Below are 23,373 nucleotides of genomic sequence, written 5' to 3' on the forward strand. Positions count from 1 at the left end.
GGTGCTTAACTCAATCCAACAGCCTTCTTTCCCTCTAATTTTTAGTAACAATACATCCTTTTTTCTGCCACGCATGCATTGTTTTGAATTAACTAGTAAAATGCATTCTAATATTACATATAATAAAAACCATTTCGATTTGTTCGTTATAGAACTTCCTCTACATCGACACTCTCTATCTTCACTTCATACATATTTGGGATACTTGCTTCTTTTGGTACCCATGCATAATAATTTTGATCATTCTCTAACATAAATTGAACTAACTTTGTTTCTGAAACATTCCAGAAATTTTTAAGATTATCGATGTAGTCCTCTAAATCCTCTTTATAGTCCAATTGCAAAATATAATCTCTTACCGTCAGGGCAAACACAATTAAACTTCCTAATAGATTTTTTTGCTCATTTTCTTCTTCATACTCTTGTGGTAAGAACCACACTTGACCTATTCCTATCGTTTTTTTGTATTTTTCATAAAAACTACTATCATTCATATTCTCATAATCATGTATTAATTCATTGACCAATGAATGCCATTTTGGCGGAATAATATTTTCCAATGCAGGATTATGTTCAATTCCTTCTACTATATCCTCGATTTCTTTTGTCTCATCTTCATAGTGATATTCACTTAGGTCTATATGCTTGAATTTCATTTCATTTTTATAATGCGCCAAATCATATGGATAATGGTTATTATCTTTTAAACTTGTATCATCAAGTTCGAGTATCTTTACTATTGCAGCTGTCTCAAAGCTCCAATACCCTACATATCCAGGTTCTTTATGCGCATTTTTCCATTCATAATCATAATGGCCTTTAAACCATTCTTTCTCCATGTACGTTTGCAATCTTTTAGACGCTTCTTTTTTATCTGTTTGTGCAAGTTCTATAATCTCTCTCGTTTTTGCATATGGATTTTCTTTATAATATCTATTCGTCACTTTTGTGTATCCGATATCACTAGCGTATAAGAGGAAATCAATTACTGCGTCATTCATATTTTCCTTCTCAACTAGCTTAGCTAAACTTACAAGATTCTTTTTCTCCGTCTCTAATAAAATCCCTAGAGATATCATCCAAATTAGATTTAAATATCCAACTTCTTTTTTTCCTATATGCTTCAAATTAATAAGAGCGTTGTCAAAATCTCCTTCTATTGTATGGATAGCTTCTCCTAGGGAATATTTTGCATTAACATTATCCAAATCGTATATAAAATTTGACTGATAGAATTCTTCTATGATACTTATATTATCATTAGGATACCTTTGAATACCTTTTTTTTCATCTTCTTCTAAACTTTTAATTTCAACTCTATTTTCCTCAATAAACTCTTTATTATATTCTATTCCTTCTCTACATTTTTTTTCTATACATAAATGATCTCTCATACCTTTCAATTCCTCCTGGCTTCTAAACTTATGGCCATTCTCCAATAATGTCTCCCTTTGCATCTATTCTATAAGTTTTAACGTTCCCAGTACTATCAACTTTTGATAGTACTCTTTCCACTTCACCTTTTTTCAATGCATTCGTAATTTTTATTGATAATTTCATATCTCCATCAACAGCCTTCAATATCCTACTTTTTCGCGTCTTCGCACCATTCAACCAATCATTTGACATTTGTCGTCCATCTTTAGTTTCCCCCAATTGTGAACTACCAAACTTAGCTTCATCTATAACGTATTTGATCTTTGATTCTGCATTTGCATTTTCGTATAATCCATCAATTCCTTTTACTATTTTATCATTTATGCCAGATGGTGCACTTTTTCCGACTGGCTTTAACTCAAATCCAGCTTCTTTTAAACTTTGATTATTCAATAAATTGTCACTAGATTTTATTTCACCATAATTACCTTTTTGCTTATTGGTAGCTGTTTTTGCATCAAAATTATCTACATTTGTGTTTTTGCTACTGCTAGGTTTACCGTTAGCCGTATCCTAAGTATCATCCTTAGCCCCTTTAACTCAACCAATTTCTTCCTAAAGCTTTGAAATCTTACTTTGAGTATAGGCTTTCGTGTCTTTACGACTTAGGGTGATTGCCTCTTCAAATATTAACTACTATAATTACAAGTAAATTAAAACAAACTTAAAAGGAATGAATTCTTTACTATACAGAATTCATTCCTCACTAGTTGCTTAAAATATTTATCTAACTCGTTAGTTTCAATTCACATTCAATGTCCCCTAAACATACATTAAATTTAAATTTCCCTCCATATTTTTAAATTCCTAAAAATGATGGAAAGCTAGCATACCCTGCAAGCTTATGCTGAATACCACTCTTCCGTAGAAAAATTATCAGCATTTGAATTTCCTTCTAACTCCCATTCGCTAATAAAATTAATTATTTCTCCTAAAATTAGATTTATATCATGATTTTTTATAATCAAACCTCTATGATTATTCCAAGTCAAATCAATTTCGATATTTATATTCAACTCATCCTCACATTTACTTAAAAAGTCATTCATTACTAAGGTAAAACATAAATTTACAAAATTATCAGAAACCCAAATTACGGATGAATCATCATTAACCTTCTCTATTCTAAATCTTAAATTATTGTATGCAATCCACTTTATATTACCTTGTATTTTTTCTTCTTTCATAATTATTTTCCTCCCATACTATGAAATAATCCTGTCAAGACATCCATTGCTGGATTTGTTTTTAAACTGCCATATATCACATCTTCCCATGAACCATACTTTTTATAAAGTTGTTCAGGTGTAGGTCCTTCTGCCCTGCCATATTCAAGAATATTTCTTTCTTTCATTGCATTCAATCCATCTAAATTATTAGATTTTATATACGTTTCCATTCTTCCTTGATTTCGCTCTTCGACTTTCAATCTAGCAATTTCCTCCATAGATAGCCCATCATTTTGAAGATTTTTAATATCTTGTTCTAGTTGTATTCTTTTTTGTTGTATTTTTTCATGATACTTTATTCTTTCGCTTCTTGCATAAGCAACTTCATCACCATTTGTCCAGTCTACCCCAAACTTATTTAAGGCAGATTCCTTCTTAGGTGAATATCCATATACAGCTTCAGTATTTCCCTCAATCTCCTTTGCTATCTTAGGATTATCTAATGGATTTCGAAGTTTAGAATTTATTTCTCTTCTGGTACCACCAGCCTCGACTATATCATCAAGATAATTGCTTACAGTTTCACCCGTACCCTTACCACCATCTTTAGACTTCGCAAACTTATAATAAGCTTCTATCAATTCACCTTGTGGTATTTTGGTTATAATAGTTCCACCAACATTAGAGAATGCATAGGAAGCCTCTTTCTTAAATGATTGTAACATTTCAAGCGTAGGCTTCAATTCTTTTGCTAGTTTTACTGCATTAGCAAATGTACTTACTCCACTTAATGTCTTTGCGATATGACCGATTTTATTTAGCGCCTTTAACTTATTTACTTCTCCTACATAATATATATACTCTGAAATACTCTACTTAATTTACAGAACCATTCCCAAACACAAAAATAGTGGTAGTTGGATTCTCCAAACTACCACTATTTTTAACCTCTTAATTCATTAAATTCCGTATAAATTAGTTTTTCAACATTACTCATGATACACAATGTTTTAATTTGCTTATTATAGAACTTCCTCTACATCAACACTCTCAATCTTCACTTCATACATATTTGGGATGTTTGCTTCTTTTGGTACCCATGCATAATAATTTTGATCATTCTCTAAAATAAATTGAATTAACTTTGTTTCTGATCCATTCCAGAAATTTTTAAGATTATCAATGTAGTCCTCTAAATCCTCTTTATAATCCAATTGTAATATATAATCTCTTACCGTCAGGGCAAACACAATTAAACTTCCTAATAGATTTTTTTGCTCATTTTCTTCTTCATACTCTTGTGGTAAAAACCATACTTGACCTATTCCTATCGTTTTTTTGTATTTTTCATAAAAACTACTATCATCCATATTCTCATAATCATGTATTAATTCATTGACCAATGAATGCCATCTTGGCGGAATAATATTTTCCAATGTAGGATTATGTTCAATTCCTTCTACTATATCCTCGATTTCTTCTGTCTCATCTTCATAGTGATATTCACTTAGGTCTATATGCTTAAATTTCATTTCATTTTTATAATGTGCCAAATCATATGGATAATGGTTATTACCTTTTAAACTTGTATCATCAAGTCCGAGTATCTTTACTATTGCAGCTGTCTCAAAGCTCCAATACCCCACATATCCAGGTTCTTTATGGGCATTTTTCCATTCATAATCATAATGACCTTTAAACCATTCTTTCTCCATGTACGTTTGTAATCTTTTAGATGCTTCTCTTTTATCTGTTTGTGCAAGTTCTATAATCTCTTTCGTTTTTGCATATGGATTTTCTTTATAATATCTGTTCGTCATTTTTGTGTATCCGATATCACTAGCGCATAAGAGGAAATCGATTACTGCGTCGTTCATATTTTCCTTCTCAACTAGCTTGGCTAAACTTACAAGATTCTTTTTATCCGTTTCTAATAAAATCCCTAGAGATATTATCCAAATTAGATTTAAATATCCAACTTCTCTTTCCCCTATATGCCCCAAATCAATAAGAGCGTTGTCAAAATCTCCTTCTATTGTATGGATAGCTTCTCCTAGGGAATATTTTGCAATAATATCCTCTAACTCATAATTAAAGCTTGATAAGTAGGTTCCTTCTATAATACTATTATTATCCTTAGAATATCTTTGAATTCCCTTTTTCTCATCTTCTTCTAAACTTTTAATATCCTCTTTATTTTCTTGAATAAACTCTTTATTATATTCAATTCCTTCTCTACATTTTTCTTCTATAATTAAATAATCTCTCATTCTATTTGATTCCTCCTAGCTTCTAAATTATGGCCATTCTCCAATAATATTTCCCTTTGCATCTAATCTATATGTTTTTACTTTTCCGGTACTATCGACTTGTGATAGTACTCTTTCTACTTGATTTCTTTCCAGCGCTCTTTTAATCTTATCTGCCAATTTCTTATCTCCATCAACAGCTTTAAATATTCTACTTTTTTTGGTCTTCGCACCATTCAACCAATCATTTGACATTTGTCGTCCATCTTTAGTTTTCCCCAATTGTGAACTACCAAACTTAGCTTCATCTATAACGTATTTGATCTTTGACTCTGCATTTGCATTTTCGTATAATCCATCAATTCCTTTTACTATTTTATCATTTATGCCTGATGGTGCACTTTTTCCGACTGGCTTTAAATCAAATCCAGCTTCTTTTAAACTTTGATTATTCAATAAATTGTCACTAGATTTTATTTCACCATAATTACCTTTTTGCTTATTTGTAGCTGTTTTTGCATCAAAATTATCTACAGTTTTATTTTTGTTACTGCTAGGTTTACCGTTAGCCGCACCTCCACCAGAAGACTGGATTTTTTGAATAGTATCCTTAGTATTTTGAATCGATTTATTCCAAACAAATCCACCATGTACAAAAAGACTTGCCCCAGTAGCTGTTGCTACTATATCTAATGGAATAACAATTGGTGATGCTAACCCACCAGTTCCTACTTCTGCCATGATAGTTAAGAAATTAGATCCGCCTATGAGCGAGATACCTTCAAACATTTCTACAATGGACCCGGCTATTTAATAATTTTGCCCTGTTTTTTTTAATGTTTTTTGACATTGAAAAACATACTATATAGCATCAATTGAAGCCTATGTGCCTGTGAAATGTGAGGTACGAAAGTGCATTCGCTCAAATAATAATTTTCAATTGAAATCAACAAAAGAGACCTCAAATGTGAAGTCTCTTTTGTTGAGTCTTTTTCATCTATAACTTCCTCTTTACTTATTCAATATCAGACAATCTTCCTTATTGAAATATAATAAAATCCTAATAAAAACGCGTTCTTCAAAAAGTTCTTTTTCTGCCCTACGAATCTAGTAAAATGGCTATAAGATATTACAAATTTAAGCTACGCTTAACTTGCACTAATAAATCCATTAATCCATTTCTTTCTGGATTTTTTTCCACTTCTTTTTTCACATGTTCTTCCAAATAATTATAAAAAGTTTCAAAATCCAAATACACTTGTTGTTCAGACTCAACAGCTGGAGAATCTAATTCAACTAACACATGCTTATCATCTAAAGGTGTAGGTAGCTGTGACATATCAAATTCATCTAAATCAGACTGAAAATGAACGAATACTATTTCTTGTCCAAACCCCTCTTTTTTTACAAAAAAACTCAAAGCTCTTTCCAAGTACTTACCGTTTATAAAGTTAAAATATATTGACATCAATTCATCATTTTTCTCTTTATCTTCAATAAATTCAAAATTACTATTCATTTTATCCTCCTATAAATATTGTATCTTGATAATATCAGTCTAGAATTGGGAAAAAGTTAGTTATCTCCCCAGCATCATTTAAATAACCTCTGAACTTCAATCCATTTGAAGCAGTACCTTCAACAAGCCTACCATTTATTGTTCCCTTTTGCATCGCTTCTTTTCCCCACTGATATATCTTATCATCACTAATCATTGCTGGATCGTATATTGTTTTAGGCTCCTTAATATTTTTATACGAAACGGGTTCTGCAATATTTCCAGCCATATCTTTTCTAGGTATTTTGTATTCTATCTCATAAATCCCTTCAATTGAAGAATGTGATTTTTTAGATATAATTAATTCTTCTACATCAACACCCTGATTTTTTAAAGCATTGTAAAATTCATCCATGTTATGTCCACCACTAACCCCTTTCTTAGTGCTTATATTCTCAACATTTTTTAAATGATTTTTAGCATTATCTCCAAATTTAAAGTTATTAGCTTTACCCGTACCCTTAGCAACCCCCGCACTCCCAGACGTTGCTTTCTTCACATCTCCAACCTTTTTTAAATCATGAAGTTTATCAACTATTTTTACACCTTTCCCATATGGAGTCATCATCCCAACTGCTAGGAGTTTTTCACCATAGGTAGCTTCTGGGTCAAAGAGTGTGAAAAGATCACCAAAGAGAAAATCGAATCCAAACTCCGCCACACCGATTAAAAAAGGATCGAGTTCTGGTCTTCTACCACCGACTGGCTGGCCAAAAATGTTATGCTCCATTTCATAATCATCGGTTTCAACTTGGAAATCCTCACCTATATTCCCTTTTATTGTATCATTTTTAATTCCTTCAAGGTATTTTTGTGTCGCTTGTATCTCTTCTTTTGTAAATCTATTATTGATAGATTGATTTTCGCTGCTTATTCCTTCAATGTCGTTATACACATTGTGCTCTAGGTCTACACTTTTTCCAATACCATTATCAGATTTCCGTATTTTCTCTTCTATAATTATTTGAATTTGCTTTGCCCATTCCATATTTAACTTTTCACTATGAAACGTACCACTCACAGGACTAAATCCTTTCCCACTTTGCACTTCAGCGAGTCCGGCTGTGATGCTAGCTGCTAATTGGAGAGCGGTGCTGTAGTTGTTGCTGGATGAATGATTCAATTCATTAAACACGCTACTTACTTTACAAAACCATTCGCAAACACAAAAATAGTGGCAGTTGGATTCTCCAAACTACCACTATTTTTAAATTCTTCATTTATTAAATTCCGTATAAATTAGTTTTTTAATGTTACTTATGATGCGTAATATTTCGATTTGTTCGTTACAGAACTTCCTCTACATCAACACTCTCAATCTTCACTTCATACATATTTGGGATGTTTGCTTCTTTTGGTACCCATGCATAATAATTTTGATCATTCTCTAACATAAATTGAACTAACTTTGTTTCTGAAACATTCCAGAAATTTTTAAGATTATCAATGTAGTCTTCTAAATCTTCTTTATAGTCCAATTGTAATATATAATCTCTTACCGTCAGGGCAAACACAATTAAACTTCCTAATAGATTTTTTTGCTCATTTTCTTCTTCATACTCTTGTGGTAAAAACCATACTTGACCTATTCCTATCATTTTTTTGTATTTTTCATAAAAACTACTATCATCCATATTCTCATAATCATGTATTAATTCATTGACCAATGAATGCCATTTTGGAGGAATAATATTTTCCAATGCAGGATTATGTTCAATTCCTTCTACTATATCCTCGATTTCTTCTGTCTCATCTTCATAGTGATATTCACTTAGGTCTATATGCTTAAATTTCATTTCATTTTTATAATGTGCCAAATCATAAGGATAGTGATTATTATCTTTTAAACATGTATCATCAAGTTCCAAAATTTTCGCAAGCGCCGCTGTTTCAAAACTCCAATATCCTACATATTCAGGTTCTTTATGCGCATTTTTCCATTCATAATCATAATGGCCTTTAAACCATTCTTTCTCCATATATGTTTGTAATCTTTTAGATGCTTCTTTTTTATCTGTTTGTGCAAGTTCTATAATCTCTCTCGTTTTTGCATATGGATTTTCTTTATAATATCTATTCGTCACTTTTGTGTATCCGATATCACTAGCGTATAAGAGGAAATCAATTACTGCGTCATTCATATTTTCCTTCTCAACTAGCTTAGCTAAACTTACAAGATTCTTTTTCTCCGTCTCTAATAAAATCCCTAGAGATATCATCCAAATTAGATTTAAATATCCAACTTCTTTTTTTCCTATATGCTTCAAATTAATAAGAGCGTTGTCAAAATCTCCTTCTATTGTATGGATAGCTTCTCCTAGGGAATATTTTGCATTAACATTATCCAAATCGTATATAAAATTTGACTGATAGAATTCTTCTATGATACTTATATTATCATTAGGATACCTTTGAATACCTTTTTTTTCATCTTCTTCTAAACTTTTAATTTCAACTCTATTTTCCTCAATAAACTCTTTATTATATTCTATTCCTTCTCTACATTTTTTTTCTATACATAAATGATCTCTCATACCTTTCAATTCCTCCTGGCTTCTAAACTTATGGCCATTCTCCAATAATGTCTCCCTTTGCATCTATTCTATAAGTTTTAACGTTCCCAGTACTATCAACTTTTGATAGTACTCTTTCCACTTCACCTTTTTTCAATGCATTCGTAATTTTTATTGATAATTTCATATCTCCATCAACAGCCTTCAATATCCTACTTTTTCGCGTCTTCGCACCATTCAACCAATCATTTGACATTTGTCGTCCATCTTTAGTTTTCCCCAATTGTGAACTACCAAACTTAGCTTCATCTATAACGTATTTGATCTTTGATTCTGCATTTGCATTTTCGTATAATCCATCAATTCCTTTTACTATTTTATCATTTATGCCAGATGGTGCACTTTTTCCGACTGGCTTTAACTCAAATCCAGCTTCTTTTAAACTTTGATTATTCAATAAATTGTCACTAGATTTTATTTCACCATAATTACCTTTTTGTTTATTTGTAGCTGTTTTTGCATCAAAATTTTCTACATTTGTGTTTTTGTTACTGCTAGGTTTACCATTACCACCATCTTTAGACTTCGCAAACTTATAATAAGCTTCTATCAATTCACCTTGTGGTATTTTGGTTATAATAGTTCCACCAACACTAGAGAATGCATAGGAAGCCTCTCTCTTAAATGATTGTAACATTTCAAGCGTAGGCTTCAATTCTTTTGCACTGGCCTATTTTATTTAGTGCCTTATTACCCAATAATGAAGTAGCTATTTGCCTTGATCCAAGGAAAGATATAATATTTGTTATTCAAATCCATAAAAAGAAATCCACACTTATGAATTGTGTTTTCTTTTAACAGATAACTATTTCCCTGTAAGGTTTGTCGCCATATTTGAATATCAATTTACTATCATAAACTTTTGATTCATACGTGAAATTTTTCAAAGCGTAAAACCTTTTAGTTTACTAAAAAACCTTGAAAGGCAGATAGCCAATCAAGGTTAAATAACTACTCAACATCTACTGAAACAAACGTAGTTTCATTACTTGGAAAATCATCAGGAAATGCATTGCATATTAATTCTTTCGTTATTATTTGATATAAAAATTCTACCATCGTAAGTGAGTAAGTATAATTCTCTGGTGATCTCGATTCGTATACTACAATTTTCCATTCATCAGGTTTTCCATCTGTTAACCAGTACAATTCATCACCATTATCAGTGTATGCCCATGGAAGTATCCCCCCACTTGAAGGGTAAACATCATGTTTGTAATATTGCGGAAAATTTTTCTTAGATTGAATATATGAATCTTTCATTTCCTTCTGCCTACCAAGATAATTTACATTTTCATCGTTTACAAAAGGAGTTAATATCCACAAAAAATTGTCAATACCGCCTGTGCCATAAATTCCAATAAATTTTACATAGTCTGTAGGCAATTCCGTACCAAGAGCGCCGAAAAATTCTCCCCATTGTTCTTTATCCCCAGTTTTTTGTGGGAATTCTGGAGGAGGGAGTATTTTAATTAACTTATCCAAATAAATCGACTCCTATTTTTTATTTATTATTGTAACATCTAAAGAAAAATCATTTGTTCCCCTTGCTTTTAACGTAACACCTTTAGGCATTAAATTATTGCCCTCATATATCGGAATTGATTGGTATCTTACAACTTCACCTTTTTCAACAGCTGCTCGGACAGAACTCTCAAAATCTCTCATAACAGGTGAGTTTACAGGTGTTTGATAAAGTGTGACTAAATTCCGAGCATCTTTTCCAGAGCCACCTAACTGGTTACCTAATAAATGCCCTCGGGCATGACCTGGACTCCCTGGTCCACCACCTAAGAAACCAGGAGGTTTAATTGATTGGCTAGCTTTACTACCAGTACCAATCATGTCCTGTGTAATTGTAGCTGTTACTCCAGTTGGTCAACCCAGGTTATCCAATTCACCAAAAATAACATTTTTAGGCGAATTTTGAGTTATTTTAGATATTCCTAGATCACCCGTACCCTTAGCAACCCCCGCACTCCCAGACGTTGCTTTCTTCACATCTCCAACCTTTTTTAAATCATGAAGTTTATCAACTATTTTTACACCTTTCCCATATGGAGTCATCATCCCAACTGCTAGGAGTTTTTCACCATAGGTAGCTTCTGGGTCAAAGAGTGTGAAAAGATCACCAAAGAGAAAATCGAATCCAAACTTCGCCACACCGATTAAAAAAGGATCGAGTTCTGGCCTTCTACCACCGACTGGCTGGCCAAAAATGTTATGCTCCATTTCATAATCATCGGTTTCAACTTGGAAATCCTCACCTATATTCCCTTTTATTGTACCATTTTTAATTCCTTCAAGGTATTTTTGTGTCGCTTGTATCTCTTCTTTTGTAAATCTATTATTGATAGATTGATTTTCGCTGCTTATTCCTTCAATGTCATTATACACATTGTGCTCTAAATCTACACTTTTTCCAATACTATTGTCAGATTTCCGTATTTTCTCTTCTATAATTATTTGAATTTGCTTTGCCCATTCCATATTTAACTTTTCACTATGAAACGTCCCACTCACAGGACTAAACCCTTTCCCGCTTTGCACTTCAGCGAGTCCGGCTGTGATGCTAGCGGCTAATTGGAGGGCGGTGCTGTAGTTGTTGCTGGATGAATGATTGAATTCATATAGACGCTCTAGTTTTTCTTCTAGTTTTTTTCTCATTGCAATTAAGACTGCAATAATTGCGTCTACTCCAGGCATTGGTGTAAGTACTTCTATTGCTTCTATACTTGCAATGGATTGATTGATTTCTTGTATTTGTTGTCTTATTTCATGTTCGATAACATCTGTTGAAGCAACTTTTGCTTGAAAATCGTTTGGAAATGCTTCGTTTTGGCGAATTAATTCTTCACATAAGCATATGATTCCTTGTGCTAATGGCCGAAATGTTTGGACAAGGTAGGCTTTTGCACTACTGTATGTTTGTCCTTGTAATACTGTGTCTATCGCAAATGCATCAATAGATTGAATGGCTTGTTCCATACTTTGAATCGTAGCATTACATATAGCGTTCATACTTTGAGTTTGACTTTGTACTTCTCCCAAATACATGTTTAAACTCATGTATTGGCCTCCCTTTGTAGTTGCTGCTGTTCATAGGAAAGGTTGTTTTCTTTCTCACTGAGATGCCGTTTTTCTTTAAGCAACGTCTCTTTTTCGTTTTCTAATTCGAATGTAAGTTTTCTTTCATACTGCCCGATCTCTTGCCGCATATTCGTAAAAAAGTGAAATGCTTCTTTGTCACCATACCAAGTTTCTAGTATTCGGTTAAATAAACGATTACTTCTATTTTTCCATTCATGAAAACTAGCCTCAGCTCGTTCTTGATTTTGCAGCGCGATTCGGTTTTCATTTTGTTCTTCAAATATAATTCGTAATTTTTGATTACATTGATTGATTCTCGTTTCAATTCCTTGACTCATCTTTTCTTCCTACCTTTTCCCCTTTACGTAGGTTGTTACATTATTGAAAAGTCTTTTGAAGTCCTGTATCCATTTTCTCAAATTCATTTGCTACGGAATGGATATTATCAATTGTTTGTTGAAAAGCAGTACAAAATTGTTTCGTGATCTGTAAATTTTGTTGATTTGCTTCTTGTGCCTTGAAGTTCACAGATAGTGTAGTACGCGTTGCCTTATTTATAGAGCGACTAGTAGCACTTTGCATTCTATCTGAAGCATTTCTCATTTTCGTTGCAAGTTGCGTTGCCGTATGCAAATTACTTTGAAATTCTCCCATTACTTACTCCCCTCTACCTTTTATTTACAAGAAAATTATAACACGGAAAAATATCCCAATAAACCGAATGTTCGAATTTAACATACAATTCACCACAGTTACTGAGGATACGAGCAACACTTATCAATCAACATAACTGAATCCAAAATGGATTCTACTTATACAAAAAAGATGACTTCAGCCATATGCTAAAGTCATCTTTTTCTACCTTATTATTTTACTAATTCTCCATTATAAGCTTTTATATTAAGCGGAGCAGTTAAAAATTGTGCTGCTTTACTAACGAAAGATGTGAAGTGTTCACTCGTATTATGGCTCGCAACTGCTGCTTCATCTTTCCATACTTCTACCATCGTATAAACACTTTCTTTTTCTGTATCTTTATATAAGTCATAAGATACATTTCCACTTTCTTCTCTTGAACTATGAATAAGCGGACGAATTTCTTCTAAAAATGCTTGTTGTTTCGCTGGATCTACTTGAAATATTGCGTGAATAATAATCATGGTGTTTCCCCTCTCATATTCCACTTATTTCTTTGAAATTACTTCCACTCAGCAACTTTTTCAATTGGAAGGCGTACTGATTGGTAACCACTGTCAGCAGCTTTTCCGATTGAAATTAACATTACTGGTACGTGACGTTCTTTATCTAATCCGAATGCTTCTGCGATTTGATCTTTTTCAAATCCGCCAATTGGGCAAGTGTCATAACCGTGAGCACGAGCTGCTAGCATAAATTGCATTGCTACAAGACCACCGTCAATTAGTACTGTATCTTTCATGACTTCTGGTGTAACCATTGAGAAGTAAGCTGAAAGTTTTTTCATTTGATCTTCTTTTACTTCTGCTGGCATAAGTCCGCGCTCTACAGCTGTACCGTAAATTTCTTCTGCGTTATCAAAGTTGTTTAAATCACCAAATACAGCAATCATTGCTGAAGATGTTTCTACTTGAGATTGATTGAATTTCGCTAGTGGCGCAAGTGTTGCTTTCGCTTCGTCACTTTCAATCACTACGAATCTCCATGGTTGCATGTTTACTGAAGATGGTGCAAGTGTTGCTTCTGTAAGAATTTCTGTCATTTCTTCTTTGCTAATTTTCACTGAAGGGTCGTACTTACGAATTGAACGACGTCCTGTTAAAATTTCGTTAAAATCATTTGTTTTTACTGAGTTAGTCATAGTTGTATTCTCCCTTTTTTATAATTCTTTTATATTTTCTTGAATGTGATTTAACATATTTAAAAGATTATCGCGTTCTTCCTCACTTAATCCTTTAAATGCAGATGCTGCAAAACGTTCTTTTTCCTCTTGAAATGCTTGAATTTTATTTCGTCCCTCTTCAGTAAGAGAAACTAACGTAATTCTGTTATCATCTGGATTTTTACGTCTTACAATCATTTCATTGGCCTCAAGCTGCTTTAAATGCCTTGTTATCGCAGCATTATCAATATTCACTTCTTGTTGAAGTGCTTTTTGACTAATTTCACCTACTTCATATAACTGAAGTATAAGCTCTAATCGAGACTGGCTCATACCCGTACACCCTTCAAATTTCGAACTTACTTCTTTATTTAGAAAGTGTAATTTATATAAAATAATCGCTTCTTTTGAGCATGAACTTGTCAAATTAACCCTCCTTTACAATCAAAATAAAAATGTTTGATGTATCAATAGTTGATATGTCAATTAATATAATCTATATCGATTTAGAATGCAAGCATTTTGTTTTTATTTTATTTTTTCCAAATTAAGGCGCTTTGTAGCGTTACAAATAATGTTAATTGCACTATAATAATACTAATTTAAAGAACTGGAGAGTGATTGATAATGCGGCAATATACAAATAGAAATGAGGAAATGAGGAATTGAAAATGGAAAATGAAATGAGGATATTCACAAATGACAACAATAAATATAGGGATCGTCGCGCACGTAGACGCTGGCAAGACGAGTTTGACTGAGCGTATTCTTTATGAAACGAATGTGATTAAAGAAATTGGCCGAGTAGATAGTGGTAATACACAAACTGACTCAATGGAATTAGAAAGACAGCGCGGAATTACGATTAAAGCATCTGTCGTTTCTTTCTTTATTGATGATGTAAAAGTAAATGTCATTGATACACCTGGACACGCTGATTTTATCGCTGAAGTGGAGCGATCATTCCGCGTTCTAGACGGTGCGATTTTAGTTATCTCTGCCGTTGAAGGTGTGCAAGCACAAACAAAAATTTTAATGCGAACATTACAGAAACTAAACATACCGACTATTTTATTCGTTAATAAAATTGATCGTAGTGGCGCAAACAGTGAAAAAGTTATGAAACAAATAAAAGAGGTTCTTTCAAATGAAGCATTCCCCTTCTACTCTGTTCTAAACGAAGGAACGAAAGAAGCCCGGATCATTGAATACAAATCATATGACGATTGTATGGAACTGTTAGCACCATTTAATGAATCATTACTTGAATCATATGTAAATAACGAAATAATACCGGACGCACTATTAAGAGAAAAACTAGAACAGCAAATACAGCAAGCGAATGTGTATCCAATCTTTTTCGGTTCAGCAATGACTGGTATGGGCGTAACAGAACTTCTTGAAAAACTTCCGGCTCTCATTCCGGCTCTTACATCGGCACAAGAGGAACCATTATCCGGTGTTGTTTTTAAAATTGAACGTGAACCTTCTGGAGAAAAGGTTGCTTATATAAGAGTTTTTTCAGGTAGCTTACATGTTAGAAAATATGTTAATATACAGCGCAGTAAGTCTCTATTCCATAAAGAAAAGATAAAAAAAATGTGCCTATTTCATAATGGAGATACCGTTCAAACTTCTACCGTTCCTAGCGGTGAGTTTTGTAAAGTGTGGGGGCTGAATGATATTAAAATTGGTGATATTATCGGTGAACGTACGGATTATATAAAAGATATTCACTTTGCCGAACCACAAATGGAAGCTGCCATTGATGCGGTACCTAAAGAGCAAATTCATAATTTATACGCTGTTCTTATGGAACTATGTGAAGAAGATCCGCTCATTAAAGTTTGGAAAGACGATGTTCATAATGAACTATATATTCGCCTTTTCGGTGAGGTACAAAAAGAAGTAATTGAAACAACACTTTATGAGAAATATAATTTGCAGGTTACTTTTTCAAATACGCGAGTTGTATGTATCGAGAAACCAATTGGCGTAGGCAATTCTGTTGAAGTAATGGGTGAAAAAGAGAATCCATTTTACGCAACAATCGGATTCAAAGTTGAACGTGGTGAACTTAATTGCGGTATAACATATAAATTAGGTGTTGAGCTCGGCTCACTACCTTTAGCATTTCATAAAGCGATTGAAGATACGGTATTTCAAACGTTAAAACAAGGATTATATGGATGGGAAGTTACAGATATTATCGTCACGTTAACACATACTGGTTATGCTAGTCCTGTTACAACAGCGAGTGACTTTAGAAATTTGACACCGATCGTATTAATGGATGCTTTAAAGCAAGCTGAAACATATGTATATGAACCAGTAAATGAATTTGAATTAACTGTACCGGAGCACGCAATTAGTACTGCAATGTATAAGCTTGCTGCCGTTCCAGCAACTTTTGCAGAGCCTATATTCAATAACAATTCTTATCAGTTAACAGGATCATTACCTGTTGCGAAAACAGAGAGTTTCAAACGAATACTACATTCATTTACAGAAGGAGAAGGCATATTTACAACGAAGCCAGCTGGTTTCACAAAACTTATGGCTCCCTTCCCTACTCGAAAACGTGTTGATTATAATCCGCTGAATCGTAAGGATTATTTACTTCATGTTTTGAAGGCTTATTAAAGTAAAAGAGGTGCAATTCGCACCTCTTTTGCATGTATTAATAGGTTAGTTTGTCCTAACAACTTCTTTAAGTTTTCCTATTATTTTCGCTATAGCCTCAATTGAATTTTCCGTTTCATATCCCCCAACATTTACAGAATGATTTGCATTTTTGACAACTTCAATCTGTAAATTCGTTTTATATAACTGATCAATTTGATCTGCATTGTATTGGTGATCTTTATCCCCAATAACTAAAAACCCTTCGTGTCGACTATGTAAGATAGAATCAAAAATTGTATCAAACGTCAGTAAAGGTGTAAGTAGTATCATTTTTGACTGCGCGAACTCTTCTCTCTTCATTAAATCATTTGCAATCGGAATTGTTCCGAGTGACTTCCCTAAAAACATAGTCTCGTTGTATTGCTCATCTTTTAATACTTCATTTATTACAGGATTAATATCATCCATCATTACTTTCGTTACTTCTTCCATTGGTTTATTCATTAATTGTCCATCATAAGAATAATGAATATGTACAACATCTATTTTATGTTCAAGCATTAACATCGTTGCGTAATAAAATAACGGCTTATCATAATTGTATCCTGAACCTGAAAACATAAAGCAAACGGTACTAGAACCTTCTTCGATATGTGTGTAATAAATTACTTTGTCATTTATATGTACCTCTTTTTTAGTTCCCTTCACCATTTTCCCCTCCGAATACATTTACTTTTGTAATACGATATGTTCTGTGTGAACTGATACATCCTTTACTTTCTCTTTTATAAATGCAGGCTGTAAGTTATATGTATGCAGTTCTTCTACTGGCACCCATCTAAACAAATACGTTCTACCCTCTTCTTCCAAAATATATTGATCCGCTCCACTCGCAGGTAACTCATGTAGCTCTACTTCATAATAAAAACTAATTTCATGAAACTTTCGCTCAGAAAGTGTAAAGAAATTTTCTACTGACCATATTAACCTTTTCCTTTTAATAGGAACACCTATCTCTTCCGCAAGTTCTCGTTTTAATGCATCTTCACTATTCTCTAGCATTTTTACTCTACCGCCGGGTACATACCAAAAATCTTCACCGTCACCTTGCAGAATGAGTATTTTATTATCATGTTTACAAATTGCTCCAACGCGGTAATTAAAACATGTTTCCTCAACTTTAAACGTAAGATCCATCCGTAACGCCCCCTTATATAAATATCGAATTATTACAAAACAATTATGTAATTACTGTACAAATAAGGTTACTAAATTTATCCACTCCATTCAATGGTTTTTGAATTTTCTAAACTATTATTTTTCATCATTACAAGTGTATATACATATGTTACAATCATATTGCACACTAGAAAACATTATGGGGGTACGGATGGAAACGTTATTAATCCAGCAAACTGAGAAATCAAATAAGTTTTGGAAAATCGTTGTGAAAGAAAAAGACTATGTTGTGTTTTACGGAAAAATTGGCACAGCTGGCAGTGTGAAAGCGAAAGAGTTTGAAACAGAAGAAGAATGTATGAAAGAAGCTAATAAACTAGTTGCTTCCAAACGTTAAAAAGGATATACAGACCCGTTGCCTGGGGAAGATTACATAAAAGAAAAAACGATAACCGAAGAAGAATTTTGGGAGCTACTTCATCGTGCAAAAACGAAAGGTGAGGACCAAGAAGAACAAATAGAATGGCTTACTTCTCACCTTGCTAAACGTACAGTACATGAAATTGTAGCTTTTGATACGCATATGCATCGCCTTTTGAAAGACTCCTATACCTCCCGTTTATGGGCAGCAGCCTATATTATTATGGGTGGCTGTTCAGATGATACTTTCGATTACTTCCGCGGATGGTTATTATATCAAGGAAAAGAGACATACGAAGCTTGTATTGAAGATCCAGAACGATTAATTCCTGTATTAGAAAATTCGAGTGAGTATGACGTCCCAGAAATAGAAGAACTTTCTTTATATTTCGGTTTCACTGTATATGCAGAAAAAACTGGTGACGAAGATGATACTTACTTTACACTTTACCATGTCTTATCTAATGAAGAATTCGACGATGTAGATTTTGAATTTGACTGGAATGAAGACGATGAAGAAGGTTTAAAAAAGATGTTTCCTAAGCTATGGGAACTGTATGGAGAAGAACCGTTTGAGTGGTAGATTCATATTAGGACTCTGTTTAAGCAATAAACAGAGTCCTTTTTTCACAAGATTCTTATTTAAACTCTCTTTATTTCATACCACTTATCCAATAACATCTTTTCTCTTTCCCTTGAAATACCTGCTTTTAATTCCCATTCTTCCACACTCTTCATCCACTCATACACATCTGTAACTGTATGTTCTAACCTTCTAAAAGTAAGTCCTTCTTTAACAACACTTTCAATACTAATTGAAAATCCACCTTTCCACGGCTTCGTTTCACCTTCTAATGAAAAAGTTTCTGGAAGCCATAAAGGCATCTCTGTCCAAGGCTGCACTTTATGTTCATTCATAAACGATTCCTCTATCCAAACGAATTCAGCATCACTATTCGTAACTTTTTTACACGTATTTAATAGCTCTTCCATCGTCAAATCATAATTCGGACCTGTTACATTGAATGTACCTGCATTTTTGTTTTCTGCCATGTTTAGTCCCCAGTTTGCGACGTCTTTTATATCAACTATCTGTACTGGACGGTCTTTTCTTCCTGGAACTAACACGTTACCTCCTTTTGCTACACGCCCGATCCAGTATGGAAGTCGATCTGTATAATCGAACATTCCTGAAAGAAGTCCTGCTCTTACGTGTAAAACACGCCCCGGCCAATACTTCTCTGCTTCTTTTTCGCATAATACTTTCAGCGCACCATAATGCTCATAAGGAGATATTTCACCATTCTCTACAGCCTTTATTTGCTCTTCCGTCGGTTCAGGTTGTAATATATAGTCTTCTTTTATGTCATGCGGAATCCAATCTTTATATACGGAAAGGCTTGAGATGAATATATAGTGTTCAATATTATCTTTAAGTACTTCTCCAACATTTCTAATGTGATGCGGAGAAAACCCACATGTATCCACAACAACATCCCATTTTCGATTTTCTAAACTTGATACATCACCATTTCTGTCACCGATCAGCTGCTCCACTTCAGGAAAAACTTCTTTGTTTGTTCCGCGGTTAAATAATGTAACTTCATGCCCTCTCTGTAAAGCCTCATCTACAAATGCTCTTCCTAAAAATCGTGTACCGCCTAGAATTAGAATTTTCATGGTTCTCCCCCATTCGTGATTAATAACCCTTCCTAATGTTTAACGATTTTTTATTGCGGAAAGTTACGGGGAGCGTTTAAATTTTTCTACAAGTTCACCATTACTCTTTTAAAAGTATATACTCTTTGATTAATCTCCATCTATCCTTTGTTTCTGGCACAACTTCAGAAGCCATCACCACCACCAATTCCTTCTCTGGAATACAACAAATCATATTCCCACCATCACCCATTGCACAATACGAATAGACACCCTCTTCTTCTCGTAACCACCATAAGTAACCATATTGATTTGAATTCATCGCTATTGATTCTTTTATCCATGATTTTGATAGAACTTGTTTTCCATTATGAATACCTTCATTCAAATACATCTGTCCAAACTTAGCCATATCCCTAACCGTTAACGTTAGTCCCCAGCCGCCCGTCGAAATACCATTTGGATCGTGAACCCATCCTTTCACATCTTTTCCGAATAAGTCATCAAATCCAAATGCTTTCATATTATAGTTTGGAATTTCTCTCATGCCGAGTGGCTGAAATAAGTATTCATTCGCAAATTCACGCGCATTTTTTCCTATTGCGTTCGTTATGATCGCTGATAGTATATGAGCTCCTGCAGATGAATATTTAAAAGCTCCAATCTCTCCACCGTTCCCCATTCTATGAAGTGTATACTGTACCCAGTCTAGTTGTGTACATAATTCTTCTAACGGTTCCTGCCAGTCTACAAAAGGGTATGGAGCTGTCATTGTAAGTAGGTGTCGCACTGTTACTTCAGATGACTTTACTTTATATTCAGGGAAAAACTCTATTACTTTTTGATCAACACTTTTTATATAGCCCTTATCTATACATATTCCAATTAGCGCAGAGATTATCGTTTTTGTAACTGACGCTACATGAAATGTATCATTTTGTCCGTAATCGTTATAATATTTTTCAAAAATAACATTACCTTTCCGCACTACTAACATACCACTCATATTTTCATATTCTTCTTTTATAATCTGATCTAACTTTTCAGCAGTTTTCATTATTCTTTCCCCTTTAACCTGTAATTAAAAAGGTTCGATAGGTACATATATATCAACTATATGTTTATGCTTTGGATGCTGCTTTGGGTCATTTCTATATACTTCAAAAGGATACGAGTCTCTCGGTTTATATCCGCTATTTGGCAGCCACTCACCATATATAAAGTCCCACGCTCCCTTATATTCATCTTGGAATATTTCAAAATGTCCTACTGTATACTTGCCTGAAGGTATTATCATTATTCCAATATCACTCGTTTCTACTGCGGACGCATCCGGAATTGTTATACATAAACTTGTTCTTAAATGATAGTCCTCAGTAAATTCATGATGATTGTGGTAAATGGTTAATACTTTCGTATCCTCAAATACATGATAGTTTTTCTTCGCCGCGTAACGAAATAATTTTTCTATCATTTCTGGAAAAGCTATAGCTAACTCTTCATATGTACCTGTATGTCTTATGTATGCGACGTTTATATTATCCGCTGTTACAATTTCAACATTTCCTCGAACCTTCTTACATTCATTGTATTGAGGAATTCCCCTTACGTCTTTGCAATTCTTGCTATTATCGTTTCGATATTGAGACGGACTTACGCCGTAATAATTTTTAAATGTTCGGGAAAAAACTGCTGAATCTGTGAATCCGAAGTGATACGCAATATCTGTAATCGTCATGTCTGCGCGATATGTAAGTAAATGTGTTGCCCTTTCTAGTTTCAAGCGATTCACATACCGAGATAATGGCTCATCAACTATTCCTTTAAAAATCCGATGAAAATGATACTTCGAAAATCCTGCTATATCAGCTAGCTCTTCAATGGATAATGAACTGTCTATGTTTGATTCTATATAATCTTGAACCTTATGTATGCGTCTTACATACTCATTTCTACTCTGTTTATTCTCCATACTCTTTATCTCCTCACAACAAAAAGAACCATCCTAGAATACTTTTAGGACGGCTTTCTATTCGTAATAGATTCTTCCATATTCTATTGTTAAATCGATATAATTTCACTATATTTTTTAAATTGATGGTAATGTGGCAGTATCTCGATTTAATTGAAAGAAACAACTATTTTTTTATGGCCCTACGCAAATTAATAATATTATTGGGATTTAGCTCCCATTGTCTCATAAGTTCTTTTTGTCTTGTTTTTAAGTCTTCAAATGGTTCTTCCACTATGTCGATTTTATTAAATTTCCCTTCGAAAACTAAAGCATTTTTTATCTTTTTATATCCACCAAAACCTAAGTCGTCATTTAGTAACCAGACTACTCTCTGTATTTTTGCGAATAAAATACCACCTGTACACATTGGACACGGTTCCAACGTGCTATAAATAGTAAACTTCTCATTTTTTATTTTTGCATCAAACATTGCTTCCCCTGCATTGCGAATAGCGTCTATCTCTGCGTGAGCTGTTATGTCTTTTTGTGGATGCACTCTATTTCTTCCTCTTGCAATGACATTATTATTTCCATCAACAATAACTGCTCCTACTGGATATGTATTTTCTTTTAATGCCTTTTCTGCTTCTTCCAATGCCATCTCCAAAAAATATCTATCTCTTTCAAAATGCATATAAATCCCCTTCTTTTGATGAAATTATTTTACAGAAATTGCTTTTGACATCCCACTCACTTCTATTAAATTAACAAAATAAAAAAGGATATCATTATGTCTGCAACAACAGGGCAAGCATGGTGTTTTGATATAAACTTAATTTAATAGAATTTGTGATACAATCCAATCGCCATTAAGCTAAGAAAAACAAATACCCTAAAACGAGAATTTTTGAGGTATCATAAAATTTTCAAATTTTTAATTCTTGTTTTGACGTTTCTTTTGTATGCTACCTATAACCCCAAATACAATCGCTACTGCTAAACATACGATTGAGAAAGTTTGTAATACGTTTGTCGAAAAATAGCCTACCCCTAACACTACTGCTAAAACAATTCCTGCTACTAACATTCTCCGTTGCTGCATATCCATGCAATCATTCCCCTTTTATCTACACATTTTTCAAAAATAAAACTCTACTCAAGCCATTCCCATCATAATTTGTATGTACCGATACACCCTCTACTTCATCATCCCCAGCCTCAATTCGAAAACCGATTTCTTGATGAAACTGTATCGACTTTTTATTAGTTGGTGACGTAATTGCTTTTACAACTTTACGATTATTTGCACGAGCGACATCAAAGAAATAAGAATACAATGTCGATGCGATTCCTCTTCTTCTATACTTCGGATTTACACCGATAAAATGAACGTATGCTTCATCTTTATATGTTTGTGAAAAAAATCCACATAAGAAACCTAACGTTTCTCCTTCTTCTTCAATGATAAAACTCGTTTCTTGAAAGTGAACGAAAAACAATTTTGGCAACATGGCAGCCATGTCTCTCCCGCCCCACCAATCATTTAAAACAGAATGAATCTTTACATAATCTTCCCCTTGGATGTTTCTTACTCGCATATGT

At 33.6% G+C, this 23,373-nt stretch carries 23 protein-coding genes and 5 pseudogenes; 2 read left to right on the top strand and 26 right to left on the bottom strand.

Translation table 11 applies throughout. The features are described from left to right. Positions 1-146: 146 nt before the first annotated feature. The 18 genes and pseudogenes from MHB52_RS15380 to MHB52_RS15465 form a co-directional block, all read right to left on the bottom strand. Positions 147-1,394, bottom strand: coding sequence for a PoNi-like cognate immunity protein (locus MHB52_RS15380; RefSeq protein WP_340767731.1), 1,248 nt, complete (start codon positions 1,392-1,394; stop codon positions 147-149). 28 nt (positions 1,395-1,422) lie between these two features. Next, positions 1,423-1,950, bottom strand: a pseudogene (locus MHB52_RS15385) (hypothetical protein); the annotation flags it as partial. Between the two features lie 329 nt (positions 1,951-2,279). Then, complete coding sequence (locus MHB52_RS15390; RefSeq protein ID WP_000656836.1) at positions 2,280-2,624, bottom strand: hypothetical protein; 345 nt, start codon at positions 2,622-2,624, stop codon at positions 2,280-2,282. A gap of 2 nt (positions 2,625-2,626) precedes the next feature. Continuing rightward, positions 2,627-3,433, bottom strand: a pseudogene (locus MHB52_RS15395) (T7SS effector LXG polymorphic toxin); the annotation flags it as partial. A 195-nt stretch (positions 3,434-3,628) separates the two neighbouring features. Continuing rightward, positions 3,629-4,876: a PoNi-like cognate immunity protein gene (locus tag MHB52_RS15400; protein WP_201144327.1), complete on the bottom strand. Its 1,248-nt coding sequence runs from the start codon at positions 4,874-4,876 to the stop codon at positions 3,629-3,631. A gap of 27 nt (positions 4,877-4,903) precedes the next feature. Next, positions 4,904-5,665 (bottom strand): annotated as a pseudogene (locus MHB52_RS15405) (hypothetical protein); the annotation flags it as partial. A 319-nt stretch (positions 5,666-5,984) separates the two neighbouring features. Beyond that, the gene (locus tag MHB52_RS15410) at positions 5,985-6,374 is read right to left on the bottom strand and encodes a hypothetical protein (RefSeq protein WP_001087574.1); all 390 of its coding nucleotides are present in this window, start codon (positions 6,372-6,374) and stop codon (positions 5,985-5,987) included. A 34-nt stretch (positions 6,375-6,408) separates the two neighbouring features. Further along, positions 6,409-6,912: a CdiA family toxin C-terminal domain-containing protein gene (locus tag MHB52_RS15415; RefSeq protein WP_061884852.1), complete on the bottom strand. Its 504-nt coding sequence runs from the start codon at positions 6,910-6,912 to the stop codon at positions 6,409-6,411. 787 nt (positions 6,913-7,699) lie between these two features. Then, positions 7,700-8,947 carry a PoNi-like cognate immunity protein gene (locus tag MHB52_RS15420; RefSeq protein ID WP_340767732.1) on the bottom strand — a complete coding sequence of 416 codons (1,248 nt, stop codon included), beginning with the start codon at positions 8,945-8,947 and terminating at the stop codon, positions 7,700-7,702. Between the two features lie 28 nt (positions 8,948-8,975). Beyond that, a complete protein-coding gene (locus MHB52_RS15425; protein WP_431170098.1) occupies positions 8,976-9,623 on the bottom strand; it encodes a hypothetical protein in 648 nt (215 codons plus the stop codon). A 314-nt stretch (positions 9,624-9,937) separates the two neighbouring features. Beyond that, a complete protein-coding gene (locus tag MHB52_RS15430) occupies positions 9,938-10,471 on the bottom strand; it encodes an SMI1/KNR4 family protein (RefSeq protein WP_016118142.1) in 534 nt (177 codons plus the stop codon). A gap of 12 nt (positions 10,472-10,483) precedes the next feature. After that, positions 10,484-10,849, bottom strand: a pseudogene (locus tag MHB52_RS15435) (DNA/RNA non-specific endonuclease); the annotation flags it as partial. Positions 10,850-10,864: 15 nt separating this feature from the next. Next, positions 10,865-12,055 (bottom strand): T7SS effector LXG polymorphic toxin, encoded by a 1,191-nt coding sequence (locus tag MHB52_RS15440; protein ID WP_431170096.1) that lies wholly within the window; start codon positions 12,053-12,055, stop codon positions 10,865-10,867. Next, positions 12,052-12,414, bottom strand: a complete 363-nt coding sequence (locus MHB52_RS15445) for a DUF3958 family protein (protein ID WP_000077521.1) — start codon at positions 12,412-12,414, stop codon at positions 12,052-12,054. The genes MHB52_RS15440 and MHB52_RS15445 overlap by 4 nt, the downstream gene beginning before the upstream one ends. A gap of 40 nt (positions 12,415-12,454) precedes the next feature. Continuing rightward, on the bottom strand, positions 12,455-12,730 hold the full coding sequence (locus MHB52_RS15450) for a TIGR04197 family type VII secretion effector (RefSeq protein WP_000503639.1): 276 nt from the start codon (positions 12,728-12,730) through the stop codon (positions 12,455-12,457). 212 nt (positions 12,731-12,942) lie between these two features. After that, positions 12,943-13,236 carry a putative quinol monooxygenase gene (locus tag MHB52_RS15455; RefSeq protein ID WP_000583807.1) on the bottom strand — a complete coding sequence of 98 codons (294 nt, stop codon included), beginning with the start codon at positions 13,234-13,236 and terminating at the stop codon, positions 12,943-12,945. 38 nt (positions 13,237-13,274) lie between these two features. Then, on the bottom strand, positions 13,275-13,913 hold the full coding sequence (locus MHB52_RS15460; RefSeq protein ID WP_061664444.1) for a nitroreductase family protein: 639 nt from the start codon (positions 13,911-13,913) through the stop codon (positions 13,275-13,277). Positions 13,914-13,931: 18 nt separating this feature from the next. Then, positions 13,932-14,360, bottom strand: coding sequence for a MarR family winged helix-turn-helix transcriptional regulator (locus MHB52_RS15465; RefSeq protein WP_000204172.1), 429 nt, complete (start codon positions 14,358-14,360; stop codon positions 13,932-13,934). Between the two features lie 273 nt (positions 14,361-14,633). Here MHB52_RS15465 and MHB52_RS15470 point away from each other — a divergent pair, with 273 nt between their 5' ends. Further along, the gene (locus MHB52_RS15470) at positions 14,634-16,577 is read left to right on the top strand and encodes an elongation factor G (RefSeq protein WP_016118171.1); all 1,944 of its coding nucleotides are present in this window, start codon (positions 14,634-14,636) and stop codon (positions 16,575-16,577) included. A 45-nt stretch (positions 16,578-16,622) separates the two neighbouring features. Here MHB52_RS15470 and MHB52_RS15475 read toward each other — a convergent pair whose 3' ends face one another. Both MHB52_RS15475 and MHB52_RS15480 read right to left on the bottom strand, forming a co-directional pair. Continuing rightward, positions 16,623-17,288 (bottom strand): alpha/beta hydrolase, encoded by a 666-nt coding sequence (locus MHB52_RS15475; protein ID WP_137026484.1) that lies wholly within the window; start codon positions 17,286-17,288, stop codon positions 16,623-16,625. Beyond that, complete coding sequence (locus tag MHB52_RS15480; RefSeq protein WP_000366230.1) at positions 17,289-17,756, bottom strand: NUDIX hydrolase; 468 nt, start codon at positions 17,754-17,756, stop codon at positions 17,289-17,291. Positions 17,757-17,949: 193 nt separating this feature from the next. Here MHB52_RS15480 and MHB52_RS15485 point away from each other — a divergent pair. After that, positions 17,950-18,741 (top strand): annotated as a pseudogene (locus MHB52_RS15485) (DUF4240 domain-containing protein). A 59-nt stretch (positions 18,742-18,800) separates the two neighbouring features. Here the strand turns inward: MHB52_RS15485 and MHB52_RS15490 are convergent. The 6 genes from MHB52_RS15490 to MHB52_RS15515 all read right to left on the bottom strand — a co-directional run bounded on the left by MHB52_RS15490 (position 18,801) and on the right by MHB52_RS15515 (position 23,369). Continuing rightward, complete coding sequence (locus MHB52_RS15490; RefSeq protein WP_016118174.1) at positions 18,801-19,838, bottom strand: SDR family oxidoreductase; 1,038 nt, start codon at positions 19,836-19,838, stop codon at positions 18,801-18,803. Between the two features lie 100 nt (positions 19,839-19,938). Next, on the bottom strand, positions 19,939-20,874 hold the full coding sequence (locus MHB52_RS15495; RefSeq protein ID WP_016118175.1) for a serine hydrolase domain-containing protein: 936 nt from the start codon (positions 20,872-20,874) through the stop codon (positions 19,939-19,941). A 24-nt stretch (positions 20,875-20,898) separates the two neighbouring features. Then, positions 20,899-21,789 carry an AraC family transcriptional regulator gene (locus MHB52_RS15500; RefSeq protein WP_000428664.1) on the bottom strand — a complete coding sequence of 297 codons (891 nt, stop codon included), beginning with the start codon at positions 21,787-21,789 and terminating at the stop codon, positions 20,899-20,901. A gap of 166 nt (positions 21,790-21,955) precedes the next feature. Then, positions 21,956-22,465: a nucleoside deaminase gene (locus MHB52_RS15505; protein WP_000545359.1), complete on the bottom strand. Its 510-nt coding sequence runs from the start codon at positions 22,463-22,465 to the stop codon at positions 21,956-21,958. 240 nt (positions 22,466-22,705) lie between these two features. Next, complete coding sequence (locus MHB52_RS15510) at positions 22,706-22,879, bottom strand: hypothetical protein (protein ID WP_000367555.1); 174 nt, start codon at positions 22,877-22,879, stop codon at positions 22,706-22,708. A gap of 19 nt (positions 22,880-22,898) precedes the next feature. Continuing rightward, positions 22,899-23,369, bottom strand: coding sequence for a GNAT family N-acetyltransferase (locus MHB52_RS15515; RefSeq protein WP_001266058.1), 471 nt, complete (start codon positions 23,367-23,369; stop codon positions 22,899-22,901). Positions 23,370-23,373: the final 4 nt, after the last annotated feature.

The organism is Bacillus sp. FSL K6-0073 (assembly GCF_038006085.1).
GTDB classification, from domain to species: Bacteria; Bacillota; Bacilli; order Bacillales; family Bacillaceae_G; genus Bacillus_A; species Bacillus_A cereus.

Coding starts and splice junctions, on each gene's coding strand:
- MHB52_RS15400 (WP_201144327.1), bottom strand. CDS start 4,876: ATGAGAGATTATTTAATTATAGAAGAAAAATGTAGAGAAGGAATTGAA.
- MHB52_RS15475 (WP_137026484.1), bottom strand. CDS start 17,288: ATGTATTCGGAGGGGAAAATGGTGAAGGGAACTAAAAAAGAGGTACAT.
- MHB52_RS15390 (WP_000656836.1), bottom strand. CDS start 2,624: ATGAAAGAAGAAAAAATACAAGGTAATATAAAGTGGATTGCATACAAT.
- MHB52_RS15410 (WP_001087574.1), bottom strand. CDS start 6,374: ATGAATAGTAATTTTGAATTTATTGAAGATAAAGAGAAAAATGATGAA.
- MHB52_RS15420 (WP_340767732.1), bottom strand. CDS start 8,947: ATGAGAGATCATTTATGTATAGAAAAAAAATGTAGAGAAGGAATAGAA.
- MHB52_RS15480 (WP_000366230.1), bottom strand. CDS start 17,756: ATGGATCTTACGTTTAAAGTTGAGGAAACATGTTTTAATTACCGCGTT.
- MHB52_RS15500 (WP_000428664.1), bottom strand. CDS start 21,789: ATGGAGAATAAACAGAGTAGAAATGAGTATGTAAGACGCATACATAAG.
- MHB52_RS15490 (WP_016118174.1), bottom strand. CDS start 19,838: ATGAAAATTCTAATTCTAGGCGGTACACGATTTTTAGGAAGAGCATTT.
- MHB52_RS15455 (WP_000583807.1), bottom strand. CDS start 13,236: ATGATTATTATTCACGCAATATTTCAAGTAGATCCAGCGAAACAACAA.
- MHB52_RS15425 (WP_431170098.1), bottom strand. CDS start 9,623: ATGTTACAATCATTTAAGAGAGAGGCTTCCTATGCATTCTCTAGTGTT.
- MHB52_RS15450 (WP_000503639.1), bottom strand. CDS start 12,730: ATGGGAGAATTTCAAAGTAATTTGCATACGGCAACGCAACTTGCAACG.
- MHB52_RS15460 (WP_061664444.1), bottom strand. CDS start 13,913: ATGACTAACTCAGTAAAAACAAATGATTTTAACGAAATTTTAACAGGA.
- MHB52_RS15515 (WP_001266058.1), bottom strand. CDS start 23,369: ATGCGAGTAAGAAACATCCAAGGGGAAGATTATGTAAAGATTCATTCT.
- MHB52_RS15495 (WP_016118175.1), bottom strand. CDS start 20,874: ATGAAAACTGCTGAAAAGTTAGATCAGATTATAAAAGAAGAATATGAA.
- MHB52_RS15510 (WP_000367555.1), bottom strand. CDS start 22,879: ATGGATATGCAGCAACGGAGAATGTTAGTAGCAGGAATTGTTTTAGCA.
- MHB52_RS15445 (WP_000077521.1), bottom strand. CDS start 12,414: ATGAGTCAAGGAATTGAAACGAGAATCAATCAATGTAATCAAAAATTA.
- MHB52_RS15505 (WP_000545359.1), bottom strand. CDS start 22,465: ATGCATTTTGAAAGAGATAGATATTTTTTGGAGATGGCATTGGAAGAA.
- MHB52_RS15380 (WP_340767731.1), bottom strand. CDS start 1,394: ATGAGAGATCATTTATGTATAGAAAAAAAATGTAGAGAAGGAATAGAA.
- MHB52_RS15440 (WP_431170096.1), bottom strand. CDS start 12,055: ATGAGTTTAAACATGTATTTGGGAGAAGTACAAAGTCAAACTCAAAGT.
- MHB52_RS15470 (WP_016118171.1), top strand. CDS start 14,634: ATGACAACAATAAATATAGGGATCGTCGCGCACGTAGACGCTGGCAAG.